The following is a 14,648-nucleotide window of genomic DNA, read 5'->3' on the forward strand; positions in this document are numbered from 1 at the left end:
TCTGTGGGACTGGTCGGCAGGCGTTGCCTGGTTCGACCTAATGTCGTCTACTTTCCGTAAAAGCCAGTGTCGACTTAGTCCCGATTATCCCGTTGACCCTGCCCCGACTTGTCCTGGGCTTTTCGCGAAAAGAAATCCCGCAGATAGCGAAACAACTTGCGCTGGTTGGAGGGGGGCAGGCTGTTTTTCATTTCCCGACTGGCGTTGCGCACCAGTTGGCGCAATTGCTGGTGGTTTACTTCTGGGTACTGATTAAAAAAGTCCCCCTGAGCATCGGTGCTCTCTTTCAGGAGGCGATTGCGCCAGTCCTCGGCCATTGTATCGAAGGGCAGGTGCCGACGGTCAAGCTCCTTGAACCTCTCCAAAGCAGCACTTATGGCCTCGTGATCAACACTGCGCATTAATTTTCCGATGTATTGCATCTGGCGGCGGCGGGCTTCATTGGATTTGATGCGAGCACAGGTCATGATTGCTTCCCGCAGAGTGTTACTCATCGGCACTTCGGCCAGGCGGGCTTTGGAGAGTTCAGTCAACTGTTGTCCCAGCTGCTGCAGCTCGTGCATTTCCTTTTTGAGCTGGGTTTTGCTCTTCGACAGGTCGTTGTACCCGGTCATTGTGGACTCCGTGTGTTGGAAGGCTATCCCGACTCTGCTAGGCCTGTAGCGGTGCTCCGTCACAGGCTGTTTTTGCCCATTTAGCCAAAGTACCAGGTGGCGAGCCCGAGGAAGGACATAAAACCCACAACGTCTGTCACCGTTGTGAGTGCCACGCCACCGGCCAGGGCGGGGTCAATATGTATGGCGCGCAATACTACTGGAAGTATGGCTCCGGCCAGAGCCGCTGTGATCAGATTGATCACCATCGCCGCGACAATGATCAGGGCGATGTGTAGGTCGCCAAACCACAGAGCGGCGATCAGTCCAATCACCAGAGACCAGAGAAGGGCATTCAGGGCAGCCGAACCCAATTCCCGGGAGAGCAGCCAGTTCAAGTTGCTTTTTCCGATTTGCCCAAGTGCCATGCCCCGGATGACCACGGTGAGCGTCTGGCTGCCGGCCACGCCGCCCATACTGGCGACAATGGGCATCAGTACAGCCAGGGCCACTACCTTCTCCAGGGTATTCTGAAACAGGCTGATCACCCAGGAGGCGAGGAGGGCAGTAAGCAGATTGATACCCAGCCACAGTGCGCGCCTGCGCGCGGTGCGCCGTACGGGCGCAAAGGTGTCCTCCTCCTCATCTAGACCGGCGAGACTCATCAGCGAGTGATCGGCGTCCTCGCGAATCACATCCACCACGTCATCAATGGTGATGCGTCCCAGCAGGCGGTTCTCTTCATCCACCACCGGAGCCGTGATCCAGTCGTATTTCTCAAACAGTCGGGCAACTTCGGTATCGGGCATATCCGCGGGGATGGGTTCCACATCGGTATTGACCACCTCGCGCACCGTGACCGAAGGATCTGTAGTAAGCAGTTTTGACAGGGGTAGCAGGCCGATATATTCCCCTTTGCGGTTTACGACGAACAGGCTGTCAGTGGATTCCGGGAGTTGTTCGTGGCGGCGCAGGTAGCGCAGGACGACATCCAGACTCAGGTTGGGGCGCACCGAGATGGTGTTGGTGTCCATCAGGCCGCCGGCGGTATTCTCATCGTAGGCGAGTACACTCTCCACCCGCAGGCGGTCCGTCTCGCTCATGGATGAGAGCACTTCTGCGACGATGCGCTCGGGGAGTTGCTGGAGGATGTCAGCGATATCGTCCGCATCCAACCCCTCCATGATCTCCACCATTTCCTCCGTATCCATGGTGTTGAGGATCTGGCTGCGCACCTCGTCGCTGAGCTCCTGCAGTACCTCACCTTCGATATCCCGGTCGATAAGGCCCCACAGAACCTGGCGGATACGGGGGGGGGAACTTTCCAGCAGTTGTGCGATGCTCTGGGGTGTCAGAGTTTTGAGCATGCGCCGGACTTCCTGCCCTGTGCCGCTATCGAGCGCGGCAAACAGCGCGCTCAACTGGTTTTGGGCGCGGAACTTGATTTCGGCTTGGGGTGGGCTGGACACAACGAATCCTTACTGCAGTGGTTGGAAAGGCGGCAGCCGCCGGGATAAAGCTGCGGCGATTTTATGTGCTTCGAGGGGCGCAAGCCAGTGGTGCCTGTCTTTGCAGTCTACTCGGCTTCTCCAAAGCGATCCGAGATCAGGTTGCAGATGGCGCTGAGTGCTTCGTCTTCATCGGGACCGTTAATTTCCAATGTCAACTCGGTGCCCTTGCCCGCTGCCAGTAGCATCAGCGCCATGACACTTTTGGCATTGACGGATTTGCCTTGGCAATGCACCTGGATATCGGAGGAAAAGCGCGCTGAAGTTTGTGCGAGTTTGCTGGCTGCGCGAGCGTGTAAGCCGAGCTTGTTGATAATGGTGAGTTGCTGTTTATGCATAGGGGGCTTTCGCGCAATGGAATGGCTATCTCCGTTGCTCGCGATGGCGGATCTGCAAGCTGTCGAATTGCGGTGAGAAGGTTTTGGCCAATTGTTCCACCATGTACACCGAGCGGTGGCGTCCGCCGGTACAGCCAATGGAGATGCAGGTGTAGCTTCGATTGCTTTTTTGGTAGGAAGGCAGCCATCGCTGCAGGAACTGGGTGATGTCGGCCTCCATCTTATCGGTTTCTGGGTGGGCGCGCAGAAACTGTATCACCTCGGGGTCCCTGCCGGTTTTCTTTCTCAGGGCCGGCTCCCAATAGGGATTGGGAAGACAGCGCAGATCGAATACCAAGTCCGCGTCTACCGGTACACCGTACTTGAAGCCAAATGACTGGAATAGAATGGCCATGCCATTGGAGTGTTTGCCCACCACCCGGTTTTTAACCAGTTCACGCAGTTCGTGCAGGCTCAGGCTGCTTGTGTCGATCACCATATCTGCCATGGCTGCGATAGGGGAGAGCAGTTCCCTCTCCTGATTGAGGGCTTCGAGCAGATGAGTGCAGTTATTGCTAAGGGGATGTTTGCGGCGGGTTTCACTGAAACGTTGCACCAGTATCGGCTCGCGCGCATCCAGATAGATCACATCGCATTGCACTTCATTTGCTCGCAGGGATTCAATCACCTGAGGTGCCTGTTTGATATCCTGCCACAGGTTACGGGCATCAATGCCCAGGCCCAAACGGGTATTTTCCTGTGGCGGCTGGTCTCCAGCCCATTTGACCAGTTGGGGCAGCAGGCTGGTCGGCAGATTATCAATGCAGTTAAATCCCACATCCTCCAGCAACTGGAGAGCGGAGCTTTTACCGGAGCCGGAACGGCCGCTGATGATCACCAAGCGCATAGAGAGTCCCTTTGTGAGGTCGGCACACTGGCGTTGTAAACTGGAAACAATGTATCACTGTTTACTTGCGGTTTGTGGTGCACACATACCGCCGTTTCCACCGGGCATGGGTTGCTTGGGCTGAAGTTTAGCGTTCAGTTCAGGCGGCTGCGGCGCTGTCTATGGCCAGTGCGTAGAGTTCATCACTGGTTTTCGCCTGCCTTAACTTATCCCTTATCCGGTTATCGGAAAACAGGGCGGCAATTTGTGCAAGTGTCTCAAGGTGTTGTTGCTCTGCATCTTCAGGTACCAGCAGGGCAAACAGTAAATCCACAGGTTGGCGATCTGTAGCGTCAAAATCTACTGCAGGCTTGATGGTGCAGAGCACGCCAATTGGCTGGCTGCAACCAGGCAGGCGACAGTGTGGTATGGCAACACCCTCCCCGATGCCGGTGGAGCCGAGGCGCTCGCGGGCAATCAACTGATTGAAGATGGTATCGGCATCATGTTGGGAATATTGCTCGGCGATCGCCTGGGCAATATTGAGCAGTAACTTCTTTTTGCTGCTCCCTGCCAGATGGCAAAAGCTGAGTTGGGGGGAAAGTAATGCTTCGAGTGTCATAATTCAGCGGTGGCTTTGCAACTTCTCTTTGTGCTTTTTGAGTTGGCGGTCCAGTTTGTCCGCGAGCGCATCAATGGCCGCGTACATATCACTATCCTCAGAGCCTGCACAGAGGTCATGGCCATTGATGTGTACCCGGGCTTCGGCTTTCTGGATCAGTTTTTCAACGGATAGGATGACTTGGGCGTTAGTAATGTTGCCGTAATGCCGAGACAGCTTTTCCAATTTGTTTTCGCAGTAACTGCGCATGGGAGGGGTGATATCGACGTGGTGACCACTAATGTTGATCTGCATGGATTTCTCCTTACCGAGTGCACCGCATACCGGCTAACGGCTTCCTTTCGGGCCGCAACCCTACTAGGAAGTGGGCCAGAATGGAAGCATATACTCAAAGTTTGGGTTTTGGTTGGGGATTGAACCTTCAGGGCGCCAGTCAGTTTGTGACTGCATGTGAAGCTTGGGTCGAGTAGTCAGCCAGTGCCGGCTGGGGGGTAATGAAACCGAGCGCTGGGCAGCATTGCCGTGTAAGAGTGGATAGTGGCGGGTCAGGCTAAGCGTTTGCGCTCACTGGAAGAGGGGATTCCCATGGACTCCCGGTATTTTGCTACTGTGCGGCGTGCTACCTTGATTCCCTGCCTGTCGAGTTCCTGGGCGATTTTATTGTCCGAAAGGGGCTTGCGTGGGGCTTCGGTATCAATCAGCTTGCGAATCATTGCGCGAATGGCGGTTGACGAGGCGTCCTCGCCGGAATCGGTGCTGACATGGCTGGAGAAAAAATATTTGAGCTCGTAAACGCCCCGGGGAGTCAGCATGTACTTCTGGGTGGTGACTCTGGAGATAGTGGATTCATGCATGCCAATGGCTTGGGCAATATCTGCCAGTACCATCGGTCTCATGGCCTCGGGACCCTCTTCGAGGAATCCCTGCTGTTTCTCAACAATACAGGTCGCCACCTTGAGCAGGGTATCGTGGCGGCTCTGCAGGCTTTTCAAAAACCAGCGCGCCTCCTGGAGGTGGTCCCGCAGGAAGCTGTTTTCTCTGGAGTTATCTGCGCGCCTGACCAAGGCGGCATAGTGATTATTAATACGGATTTTCGGGGTGATTTCCCCATTCAGATCCACCTGCCAGCGCAACCCTTTGCGGGAAACGAGGATGTCAGGAATGACGTAGGCGGTCTCCTCTCTGCCATAGCGCTCCCCGGGGGTGGGGTTTAGGGTCTGGATCAGGCGAATTACCGCGCCTAACTGGGCCTCATTCAGGTTTGTGCGCCGGCTCAGTTGGCGGAAGTCCCGTTTGCCGAGCAGACCGAGATGGCGTTCAATAATGTCCTTGGCCTGTTTAAGCCAGGGTGTGCTGTCTGGCAGCTGCTGCAACTGCAACAGCAGACACTCCTGCAGGTCCCGCGCGCCACAGCCAGTGGGCTCGAACTGCTGGATCGCTTTGAGCACGGCGAGGACCTCATCCTCTTCAACATGGAGGGACGCTGTGATCTGAGCAATGGGGGTTCCCAGCAGTCCGCAGGGCTTGATCGCATCAATCAGGTTTTCACCGATCCACTTGTCATGCGCAGATAGTGTGGTGAGGTTGAGTTGCCAGTGCAGGTGATCCTGCAGACTGTCTCCGGGAGCACTGTGCTCAAACTCTAATTTGTCACCATCGAACCCACTGCTGTAGTTGCCGTAGATTTCGTCCCAGCGGGAGTCCAGCGGCAACTCGTCGGGAATATTCTGGCTCCAGCTGTCTTCACTGAGTTCGTGCTCACCACTGGAGGAGGCGATTGCACTTTCTGAGCCAGCTGTCGGCTCCTGCTGGGCGTTGCTCTCTGCGATATTGGCTGTAGAGAGAACCTCGTCAGTCTCAACTTCCAGCATGGGGTTGCCGTCCAGAGCGGCCTGGATCTCCTGTTGTAAATCCATTGTCGACAGTTGCAACAGGCGTATTGCCTGCTGCAACTGCGGGGTCATGGTCAACTGGGTGCCGAGCTTAAGCTGAAGAGACTGCTTCATAGTGGGGCGCTACAAACCGAGGTGGCCGGTATTCACCAAAAGTTACCCATAATGGCGCAGACTACCCCGCTTGTCGGGATAACACAAGCAATAAACGTGCCTATAAATCTTGCCCAGTGCGGAATTTGAGCGCAAAAATGGCAGCTTTTCCTCTAGATGGTAAATTCGTGCCCCAGATAGACCTCGCGCACCTGCTGGTTCACGAGCACTTCTTCCGGAGTGCCGGCGGCGATAATATGGCCTTCACTGACGATATAGGCGGTTTCACAGATATCGAGGGTTTCGCGCACATTGTGGTCGGTAATCAGGACACCAATACCCCTGTTGCGCAGGTGGCGGACAATGTCCTTGATATCGTTGACCGAGATCGGGTCTACCCCAGCAAAAGGTTCGTCCAGCAATACAAACCTGGGATTTGTGGCGAGTGCGCGGGCGATTTCCACCCGGCGGCGTTCTCCCCCGGAGAGGGCCATCCCCAGACTGTGCTCGATATGGGTAATATTGAACTCACTGAGCAGTGCCTTGGCCTGCTGCTGGCGTGCAGGGCGGGACAGGTCCTTACGGGTCTCAAGGATGGCGAGAATATTGTCGCGCACCGACAGGCGACGGAATACCGAGGCCTCCTGGGGCAGATAGCCGATCCCTTTGCGTGCACGACCATGCATGGGAAGGCCGGTGATGTCTTCATCATCGATTAATACCCGCCCGGTATCGGCCCGGACCAGGCCGGCGATCATGTAAAAGCAGGTGGTTTTCCCGGCACCATTGGGGCCCAGAAGGCCAACTATCTGACCACTGGTGACGCTGACGGAGACATCCTGAACGACTTTTCTTTTCTTGTACTGCTTGGCGAGGTGTAACGCTTTGAGCGTTGGCATAGTGTGTTCCGAAATCTTTCCCTGCCGTGGGCACAGAGTGCCTTCCGGTAAAGGTTTGACAGTGAATTAGTACTGTATACGGGCTCGGGTAGGGACCTATTGGCCCCCTCTCCCGTTGTCGGGGGATTCTTTCTTTTCCGGCTTCCAGATCATCTCTACGCGACCTTTCCCGGTCTGTCCCCGGGCACTCATTTGTTCGGTGGTGAGGTCATAGTTGATCTTTTCTGCTGCCAGGGTATTGCCATCCCGGTCCACTAGGGCCTCGCCGGTAAGGAGAAGTTCTTCCGAGCTGACAGAGTATTCTATGCGCTGGGCGCGCGCCTTGACGGGGTTTTCCCCTGCGAGGATCTTCTGCTCGAAGTGAGCGGGTTTTCCCTCAGCGATGACGCGCCGGACCTCCTTGTCGGTTGTGAAGTAGACCTCGACACGATCCGCGCGTATTTTCAGGGAGCCTTGGGTAATGACAACGTTATTGCTGTAAACGACCAGGTTACTGCTCAGAGCGGCATTCATCGCATCAGATCTGATATTCACGCGCTGTTCGCGGTCTTCAGGTAATGCATCTACCCCCGCGGTGAAGAATAACAGGGCTGCAGCGGTGGAAACCTTGCACAGGTGACGGAATAGGTTAGTCGGTGTCATAGCTGCTCTTAACGTCCGATAGGATTTCCACCCGGTCTTCACTCAGATAGGCGCGCATGCCCTTGCCGGTGGTACGGTTGGGGCCGGAGGTGATAGTAACAACTTTGTCGGTTTCGGCGAACTCCCTGTCTGGCAGGAGAGTAATGCTGGGTGTTTCCAATTTGATACCACCTGTGGCGGGTAGTTCATCAATCACCGCTTCTCCTTCCAGGACTACCCGTTCACCGCGATTGTAGACGGTACCCCACCTGGATTCAGCGCGCCATTTAGGCTGGTCATCCTCGTAGAAGAGCAGGCGTGGCTCTGTTAGATCGGCCCGGTCACGGCGTTTGAACTGGTAGTAGGTAATCTGCTGGGCATCCACCCGGTAGGCCAGGTTACCCTCTTGATCAAAGTGCCGGGTTTTGGCGTTGCGAATGATCAGTTCGGCGGCGCGGTCCTGCTGTTGGGGCGTTGGGCGGATGCTCAGCAACTGCTCCGGCGGGCTTTCGGAGAACCAGAGCCCCACACTGATCAGCAGTATAACCAGTAGTAACGGCAGCCAAGTGCGGCGCATCAACCTTCTCCAAGGTAGGGGGCAAGCGCCATATCAAATGTCCCCTGAGCCCGCATGATGTGATCACAGACTTCGCGCACAGCACCCTCACCGCCGCAGGCATCCGTGATCCATATAGCATGCTCGCGCACGGGTTGGGCTGCATTGGGCGGTGCAATTGGACAACCAATGCGCGTCATGACCAGAAGATCGGGATAGTCATCGCCGATATAGGCGATCTCCTCAAGCCGACAGGGCTCATCGGCCAAAAGCTCCTGCAAGGCGTGGAATTTATCTTCTCGACCCTGGATCAACTTGCTGATGCCGAGTTCGTGTGCGCGGCGCTCGACCACACTGCTGCGCCGGCCGGTAATAATGGCCACATGCACACCGGATTTCTGCAGCATTTTTATGCCATGCCCATCCAGAGTGCTGAATGTTTTGAGTTCGTTACCACCGTTGTCGAAGTAGAGTTTGCCGTCGGTGAGGACGCCGTCTACATCCAGTACCAACCAGCGAATGCTCTTCAATGCACTGTTTAACCGTTCTTCTGGGATCACTGGAGTATCCTTGTAGGTTAGCGACGGCTGCGGCACTTTTCCGCTCCGTACAGGATTGTTTATTTCAGATGACGCCGGCGCGCAGTATATCGTGCATATGTAGTATGCCGATCGGAATATGTGTTGCATCTTCCACGACAAGAGCGGTGATCTTGTAATCTTCCATAATTCTCAGCGCTTCCGCGGCCAGGGTTTCGGCGGAAACCGTCTTCGGACTGCGGCTCATCACTTGCGTCATGGTCGCCTGGTCAAATGCCACTTTCTGATCGATTACGCGGCGCAGGTCGCCATCGGTAAATACACCCAGTAATTTCCCACTGTGGTCGATAACCGTAGTCATGCCAAAACCCTTGCTGGTCATTTCCAGAAGAGCTTTGGACAACAGGGTTTCCGGGTGCACTCGGGGCAATTCTTTCCCGGCGTGCATCACATCTTTAACTTTGAGTAGCAAGCGTCGCCCCAGGGCTCCGCCGGGATGCGAAAAAGCGAAATCCTCGGCGGTAAATCCCCTGGCCTCAAGCAGGGACACTGCCAATGCATCACCCATCACGAGGGTGACGGTGGTAGAGGAAGTAGGGGCCAGGTTGAGCGGGCAGGCCTCTGTTTGTACCGAGATGTCCAGATTGACCTCGGCAGCCTGAGCCAGGGACGAGTCTGCTTTGCCGGTCATACTGATCATTGGGATGCCAAGCCGTTTCAGCAATGGCAGCAGGGTGAGTACTTCCGTCGAGGAGCCCGAGTTGGAAATCGCGACTACCAGGTCGTCGCGGGTAATCATTCCCAGGTCCCCGTGACTGGCCTCGCCCGGGTGAACGAAGAAACTCGGTGTACCAGTGCTGGCCAGGGTTGCGGCTATCTTGCGTCCAATATGCCCGGATTTTCCCATTCCGGTCACGATGGTGCGGCCAGAGCACTGCAAAATCATCCTGCAAGCCTGTTGAAAGTCGCCATTAATTCTTTTTTCCAGTCCGGCGACAGCCTCTGCCTCCATGCGAACGGTGCGTCGTCCTGCCTGCAATATCAGATCCTGAGTCATCAAATGCCTCTGGTTTGCTAACGTCTATCTACGTAAGGTTTGTACAAATAGTAATCTTCCCCAGCCAGGATAAGCTGCGGGAACGATTTGACACAGGGACGTGTCGCCCCTGGTCCGGAACCAGTGAAAGCGCTGGAAACACCTGCATCAGCGCATATTTGCGGTAGTTTTTCAATAAAGCGGTGATCCAATCGATGCTGGAAGACTGGTTGGACTGCCAGAATTAAGTGGCCAACTTGTGATAGTGCTGCCAGTCTCTGCCAGCGGCATCGCGCAATCTTTGAAATACGCTGTCCGATCGGGCCGGTTTTCCTCCCCCTCCTGCTCTTCTACTGTCGTGCTAATCTATATTATTAGCGGGCTACTGGCGCGGGAACCCGCCGAACAACCGGGAGGGGTGATCAAATGACATTCCAGTACACCCCCCACATCTTCAGGCGCGGTCATGGTATAGTCTGCCGCCGCTGCTGTCAGCTTTGTCATTCAATGGATGAACGGCAAAGCCCTTCTTCTCAGGCATCGGGCGGCATGATCGATATGGCACTTATTTACGCTGTTTGCGTCCAAGGAAAAATTGGATAACAGGAGACTCTTTGTGAACACATCATTTTGGATTGATCGGCAAGGTTTGTCACAGTGGCTAAAGTGTGTGCTCTGCGCATTCCTGGTATCTGCGGCAAGCTCTGCAGCGAATGCCGCTCAAAATCCCTATGTGGTGATCGAAGGGGTATCCCAACAATTGTTGAGTGTGATTCGCTCGAATGCGCCATATGCCAATAGTGACCCGCAGAGATATTACAGCGCCGTAGAGAACGTGCTGATACCGATTGTGGATTTTGATTTTATTGCGATCGGTGTAATGGGGCGCTACGCCAAACAGGCTACAGCGAGCCAACGCTCGCGTTTTACCAATACGTTCCGTCGGGATCTGGTAGCAACCTTTGCCCGCGGAGTGGCGAATTTTGGTGATCTGGATGTGAAAGTGGTGAATCCGGGAACGGTTCCCATCGGAAATCGGGTCAATGTCCTGCAGGAGGTGCGCAGTAAAGAGGGAATTACCAAGGTGTCCTATACCTTGGTACGCAATCGCGCGGGGCAGTGGAAGTTGATCAATGTGATTCTCAACGGGGTCAATCTGGGTAAAACGTTCCGCAGTCAGTTTGCCCAGTCAATGCGGACCCATGGCGATATCGACAAGGTAATTTCCAATTGGTCCGCAGCACAGGATGTTGCTGATCAAGTGAGCTAATTGGCGGACGTTGGGGCGTTCTGCTGCGTGTCCTGCGCGAATCGGGTACACTTGCGTACCGTTTTTACATCAACCCAAATCCCGCCTATGCAACCTGATGAAATCAAAGCCCTGATTGAGGGACAAATCCCAGAGAGTAATGTGAATGTTGCCTTTGAGGGCAGCCACCTTGTGGTGACTGTAGTGAGCAGTGCCTTCGAAGGCCTGACCCGTTTAAAGAAACAGCAACTGGTTTATGCAGCGCTCAGCGAAAAGATTGCCGATGGCACTTTACACGCCGTCCAGATGCAGACTCTGACCCCGGAAGAAGCCGGTCGTTAACCTGCCCCATGAGTACTGGTGGCACCCCAACTATGAGACCGAATGGATAAGTTATTAATTGAGGGCGGCAGTCCGGTGTCCGGAACATTGCGAATCTCCGGTGCAAAAAATTCAGCTCTGCCTATTTTGGCTGCAGCCCTGTTGGCAGACGGGCCGGTACATATTCGCAATCTTCCGCACCTGAATGACATCACCACCATGATCACGCTGCTGCGCTGTATGGGCTGTGATGTCACAATCGATGAGCAACTGGGTGTCGAGATTGACCCCCGCCCGGTCAATGATCTGACAGCGCCTTACGAGTTGGTAAAAACCATGCGCGCATCGATTCTTGTGCTGGGCCCCCTGCTGGCACGTCACGGTGTGGCCAATGTTTCCTTCCCGGGGGGTTGTGCCATCGGCAGTCGCCCGGTGGACATCCACCTCAAGGGCCTGGAGGCCATGGGTGCGGAAATCACCATTGACGGCGGCTTTATCCGTGCGCGTTCCAATGGCCGTTTGAAAGGCGCCAACATCGTGATGGAGAAAGTCACTGTCGGTGGCACAGAGAACCTGTTGATGGCCGCTGTGCTGGCTGAGGGCACAACTTTGTTGCAGAACGCCGCACGGGAGCCCGAAATTGTCGATCTGGCAGAATTCCTGATTGCCATGGGTGCGCAGATTGAGGGGGTGGGTACGGATACCTTGCGTATTCACGGTGTGCTCAAGTTGCACCCTTGCACCTTTACGGTGATGCCCGATCGCATTGAAACCGGGACCTTTCTTGCAGCCGCTGCCGCAGCGCGGGGCCAAGTGCGCCTGCTGCACACCCGCGCGGATATTCTCGATGCCGTGTTGCTCAAGTTCGAGGAGGCCGGTGCGCACCTGAGCTGTGGAGAGGATTGGATTGAGCTTGATATGAAAGGCAATCGTCCCAAAGCGGTCAGTTTTCGCACAGCACCCTATCCGGCATTCCCCACAGACATGCAGTCGCAGTTTACCGCGATGAATGCCGTAGCTGAGGGTAAGGGTGCGGTGGTAGAGACGATCTTTGAAAACCGCCTGATCCAGGTACACGAGCTGAACCGCATGGGAGCGGATATTGCCCTGGAGGGCAATACCGCGATAGTCACCGGGGTAGAAAAGCTTAAAGGGGCTCCAGTGATGGCCTCTGACCTGCGCGCCTCGGCGAGTCTGGTTATAGCGGGTATGGTTGCCGAGGGAACGACCACCGTCGATCGCATCTACCATATCGATCGGGGATACGAGTGCATTGAGGAAAAATTACAACAGTTGGGGGCGAATATCCGCCGTCTGGCCGGTTAGAGATAGAGCAGTGCCAGCCTTCATATTGCAGAGGTGGCAATCAATCGGGAAGCTGCGCAAACAACACCAATGACTATGCCAATCACCATCGCCTTAACCAAGGGAAGAATCCTGCGGGAAACCCTGCCAATACTCACCTCTGCTGGACTGGCGCCCTTGGAGGATCTTTCAAAGAGTCGCAAGCTGACGTTTCCCACGGAATGCGCGGGGGTGCGCCTGCTTCTCCTGCGTGGTGTGGATGTGCCTACCTATGTCCAACATGGTGCGGCGGATATGGGGGTAGCGGGCAAGGACACCTTGTTGGAGCACAGTTCCGATGGCCTCTATGAGCCCCTGGATCTCGGGGTCGCCCGCTGCCGCCTGATGACAGCCGGTATCAAAGGGACGGAACTGCCCCATGGCCGGATCCGGGTGGCGACCAAGTTTGTCGAAAGTGCCAAACGCTATTACGCCGCCAAGGGGCGCCAGGTCGATATCATCAAATTATACGGTGCTATGGAGCTGGCGCCGCTGATGGGGTTGGCCGATGAAATCGTCGATATTGTGGACAGTGGCAACACGCTGAAAGCCAACGGCCTTGAGGCGAGAGAAACCATTGCACACATCAGCAGCCGTCTGATCGTTAACAGGGCCGCCATGAAAATGAAATATCACCTGATTGGCGATCTGATTGAAAAGCTGGCAGCGGCGACCACCCGCACCCAGGGTTAGAAATTTTCCAGATACTATGACAAGTCAGTGCATTCGCCGGCTGAATACAGCGGAAAAAAACTTTGATACGCAGCTGGACCAATTGCTGGCCTGGGAAGCGGTTACCAGCGATGCAGTAGCGTCCGTGGTTGCAGAAATACTGCAACAGGTGCGCAGTCGGGGCGATGCCGCAGTCATCGAGTATACCAATCGCTTCGATCGCCGCGAGTTGGTTCGGGCAGGTGACTTTATTGTGGCATCCGCCGATCTGAACGCGGCCCTGCAGCGTATCAGCCCCGAGGACCGTGAAGCGCTTGAAGTTGCCGCCCAGCGGGTGCGGGACTACCACTACCACCAGGTGCAGGAATCCTGGCACTACATTGAAGCTGATGGCACAGTGCTGGGGCAGCAGATTACCCCGATGGCGCGGGTGGGGATTTACGTCCCCGGCGGCAAGGCTTCATATCCCTCCTCGGTTTTGATGAATGCCATTCCAGCCAAGGTTGCCGGCGTTGATTGTGTGAATATGGTGGTGCCAGCGCCGGATGGGAAATTGAATGATCTGGTTCTGGCGGCTGCGGGGATTGCGGGTGTCAATCAGGTGTATACCATCGGTGGTGCCCAGGCGGTGGCGGCACTGGCATATGGTACCGAGACCATTGCTGCAGTGGATAAAATTGTCGGTCCTGGCAATGTTTATGTGGCTGCTGCCAAGCGCGCGGTGTTTGGCCGTGTGGCCATCGATATGATTGCGGGGCCATCGGAGATACTGGTGATCTGTGACGGCGGCACCGATCCAGACTGGATTGCCATGGACCTGCTTTCCCAGGCCGAGCACGATGAGATGGCGCAGTCAATTTTGCTGTGCCCGGATGCACAATTCCTCGATAAGGTGGCGGTTTCTCTGCAACAGCTGCTGACCGATCTGCCCAGGGCGCCGGTCGCACGAAAATCCCTGGCCAAACGGGGGGCCTTGATTCAGGTTGGTTCGCTGGAGGAGGCAATAAGGCTTTCCAATCGCATAGCCCCTGAACACCTGGAGGTTTCTGTCGCCGATCCCGAGCGTTTTCTGCCGCAAATATGCAATGCCGGCGCTATCTTCCTTGGTCGCTACACCGCGGAAGCATTGGGGGATTACTGCGCAGGTCCCAACCATGTGCTACCCACCAGTGGTACTGCCCGATTCTCATCGCCGCTGGGGGTGTATGATTTCCAGAAGCGCAGTTCCGTTATCTATTGTTCCGCCGAGGGCGCTGACAAACTGGGCCGTGTTGCCGGGACGCTCGCCCGCGGCGAGGGATTGGAGGCCCACGCCCGCTCCGCCGCGTTTCGCATCAAGGGTGATACCCCCGGCCAATAAACCGCTCCTCAATGGCCCGGCGGTGGATATTTAACGTCGTTTTTGAGTGGCTGGCGTAGTAATGGTGAGACATTCCCAGTGCTTTTCAAGGTTGCGTAGCGGTTATACTTTGAGCACCCATAGTGCAAAACTACAGAGAT

The 14,648-nt window shown here is 55.6% G+C and carries 17 protein-coding genes; 5 read left to right on the forward strand and 12 right to left on the reverse strand.

Annotation, left to right across the window (positions count from 1 at the left end; translation table 11 throughout):
- Positions 1-74: 74 nt before the first annotated feature.
- The 12 genes from yjgA to M8T91_RS04885 form a co-directional block, all read right to left on the reverse strand.
- A complete protein-coding gene (gene yjgA / locus M8T91_RS04830) occupies positions 75-614 on the reverse strand; it encodes a ribosome biogenesis factor YjgA (RefSeq protein WP_301417354.1) in 540 nt (179 codons plus the stop codon).
- An 80-nt stretch (positions 615-694) separates the two neighbouring features.
- Entirely contained in the window at positions 695-2,062 is a 1,368-nt protein-coding gene (gene mgtE / locus M8T91_RS04835; RefSeq protein ID WP_436970322.1) for a magnesium transporter, read from the reverse strand.
- Between the two features lie 107 nt (positions 2,063-2,169).
- A complete protein-coding gene (locus M8T91_RS04840) occupies positions 2,170-2,439 on the reverse strand; it encodes an HPr family phosphocarrier protein (protein ID WP_301417356.1) in 270 nt (89 codons plus the stop codon).
- A gap of 25 nt (positions 2,440-2,464) precedes the next feature.
- The gene (gene rapZ / locus M8T91_RS04845; RefSeq protein WP_301417358.1) at positions 2,465-3,325 is read right to left on the reverse strand and encodes an RNase adapter RapZ; all 861 of its coding nucleotides are present in this window, start codon (positions 3,323-3,325) and stop codon (positions 2,465-2,467) included.
- 139 nt (positions 3,326-3,464) lie between these two features.
- A complete protein-coding gene (gene ptsN, locus M8T91_RS04850) occupies positions 3,465-3,926 on the reverse strand; it encodes a PTS IIA-like nitrogen regulatory protein PtsN (protein ID WP_301417360.1) in 462 nt (153 codons plus the stop codon).
- 3 nt (positions 3,927-3,929) lie between these two features.
- Entirely contained in the window at positions 3,930-4,220 is a 291-nt protein-coding gene (gene hpf / locus M8T91_RS04855) for a ribosome hibernation-promoting factor, HPF/YfiA family (RefSeq protein WP_301417362.1), read from the reverse strand.
- A gap of 251 nt (positions 4,221-4,471) precedes the next feature.
- The gene (locus M8T91_RS04860) at positions 4,472-5,932 is read right to left on the reverse strand and encodes an RNA polymerase factor sigma-54 (protein WP_301417364.1); all 1,461 of its coding nucleotides are present in this window, start codon (positions 5,930-5,932) and stop codon (positions 4,472-4,474) included.
- Positions 5,933-6,084: 152 nt separating this feature from the next.
- The gene (gene lptB / locus M8T91_RS04865; RefSeq protein WP_301417366.1) at positions 6,085-6,810 is read right to left on the reverse strand and encodes an LPS export ABC transporter ATP-binding protein; all 726 of its coding nucleotides are present in this window, start codon (positions 6,808-6,810) and stop codon (positions 6,085-6,087) included.
- Between the two features lie 96 nt (positions 6,811-6,906).
- Positions 6,907-7,452: a lipopolysaccharide transport periplasmic protein LptA gene (gene lptA, locus M8T91_RS04870; protein WP_301417368.1), complete on the reverse strand. Its 546-nt coding sequence runs from the start codon at positions 7,450-7,452 to the stop codon at positions 6,907-6,909.
- Positions 7,439-8,008, reverse strand: a complete 570-nt coding sequence (gene lptC / locus M8T91_RS04875; protein WP_301417369.1) for an LPS export ABC transporter periplasmic protein LptC — start codon at positions 8,006-8,008, stop codon at positions 7,439-7,441. Before lptC ends, lptA begins: the two co-directional genes overlap by 14 nt.
- Positions 8,008-8,547, reverse strand: a complete 540-nt coding sequence (locus M8T91_RS04880) for a KdsC family phosphatase (RefSeq protein ID WP_301417371.1) — start codon at positions 8,545-8,547, stop codon at positions 8,008-8,010. The genes lptC and M8T91_RS04880 overlap by 1 nt, the downstream gene beginning before the upstream one ends.
- 64 nt (positions 8,548-8,611) lie before the next feature.
- Positions 8,612-9,583, reverse strand: a complete 972-nt coding sequence (locus tag M8T91_RS04885; protein WP_301417373.1) for a KpsF/GutQ family sugar-phosphate isomerase — start codon at positions 9,581-9,583, stop codon at positions 8,612-8,614.
- A gap of 595 nt (positions 9,584-10,178) precedes the next feature.
- Here M8T91_RS04885 and M8T91_RS04890 point away from each other — a divergent pair.
- The 5 genes from M8T91_RS04890 to hisD all read left to right on the forward strand — a co-directional run bounded on the left by M8T91_RS04890 (position 10,179) and on the right by hisD (position 14,508).
- Entirely contained in the window at positions 10,179-10,832 is a 654-nt protein-coding gene (locus M8T91_RS04890; RefSeq protein ID WP_301417375.1) for an MlaC/ttg2D family ABC transporter substrate-binding protein, read from the forward strand.
- A gap of 141 nt (positions 10,833-10,973) precedes the next feature.
- Entirely contained in the window at positions 10,974-11,153 is a 180-nt protein-coding gene (locus M8T91_RS04895) for a BolA family protein (protein ID WP_436970323.1), read from the forward strand.
- Between the two features lie 42 nt (positions 11,154-11,195).
- Positions 11,196-12,458 carry a UDP-N-acetylglucosamine 1-carboxyvinyltransferase gene (murA, locus tag M8T91_RS04900; RefSeq protein WP_301417379.1) on the forward strand — a complete coding sequence of 421 codons (1,263 nt, stop codon included), beginning with the start codon at positions 11,196-11,198 and terminating at the stop codon, positions 12,456-12,458.
- 69 nt (positions 12,459-12,527) lie between these two features.
- Positions 12,528-13,169, forward strand: a complete 642-nt coding sequence (gene hisG / locus M8T91_RS04905) for an ATP phosphoribosyltransferase (RefSeq protein WP_301417381.1) — start codon at positions 12,528-12,530, stop codon at positions 13,167-13,169.
- A gap of 16 nt (positions 13,170-13,185) precedes the next feature.
- Positions 13,186-14,508 carry a histidinol dehydrogenase gene (gene hisD, locus M8T91_RS04910; RefSeq protein ID WP_301417383.1) on the forward strand — a complete coding sequence of 441 codons (1,323 nt, stop codon included), beginning with the start codon at positions 13,186-13,188 and terminating at the stop codon, positions 14,506-14,508.
- The last annotated feature ends 140 nt before the right edge of the window (positions 14,509-14,648 follow it).

This window comes from Microbulbifer sp. MI-G (assembly GCF_030440425.1).
Taxonomy (GTDB): domain Bacteria; phylum Pseudomonadota; class Gammaproteobacteria; order Pseudomonadales; family Cellvibrionaceae; genus Microbulbifer; species Microbulbifer spongiae.

Bases quoted from the DNA above. Each gene is read 5' to 3' on its own strand.
- M8T91_RS04885 (WP_301417373.1), bottom strand. From the start codon at position 9,583: ATGACTCAGGATCTGATATTGCAGGCAGGACGACGCACCGTTCGCATG.
- hisG (WP_301417381.1), top strand. From the start codon at position 12,528: ATGACTATGCCAATCACCATCGCCTTAACCAAGGGAAGAATCCTGCGG.
- murA (WP_301417379.1), top strand. From the start codon at position 11,196: ATGGATAAGTTATTAATTGAGGGCGGCAGTCCGGTGTCCGGAACATTG.
- rapZ (WP_301417358.1), bottom strand. From the start codon at position 3,325: ATGCGCTTGGTGATCATCAGCGGCCGTTCCGGCTCCGGTAAAAGCTCC.
- hisD (WP_301417383.1), top strand. From the start codon at position 13,186: ATGACAAGTCAGTGCATTCGCCGGCTGAATACAGCGGAAAAAAACTTT.
- lptA (WP_301417368.1), bottom strand. From the start codon at position 7,452: ATGACACCGACTAACCTATTCCGTCACCTGTGCAAGGTTTCCACCGCT.
- lptB (WP_301417366.1), bottom strand. From the start codon at position 6,810: ATGCCAACGCTCAAAGCGTTACACCTCGCCAAGCAGTACAAGAAAAGA.
- lptC (WP_301417369.1), bottom strand. From the start codon at position 8,008: ATGCGCCGCACTTGGCTGCCGTTACTACTGGTTATACTGCTGATCAGT.
- hpf (WP_301417362.1), bottom strand. From the start codon at position 4,220: ATGCAGATCAACATTAGTGGTCACCACGTCGATATCACCCCTCCCATG.
- M8T91_RS04840 (WP_301417356.1), bottom strand. From the start codon at position 2,439: ATGCATAAACAGCAACTCACCATTATCAACAAGCTCGGCTTACACGCT.
- ptsN (WP_301417360.1), bottom strand. From the start codon at position 3,926: ATGACACTCGAAGCATTACTTTCCCCCCAACTCAGCTTTTGCCATCTG.
- yjgA (WP_301417354.1), bottom strand. From the start codon at position 614: ATGACCGGGTACAACGACCTGTCGAAGAGCAAAACCCAGCTCAAAAAG.
- M8T91_RS04860 (WP_301417364.1), bottom strand. From the start codon at position 5,932: ATGAAGCAGTCTCTTCAGCTTAAGCTCGGCACCCAGTTGACCATGACC.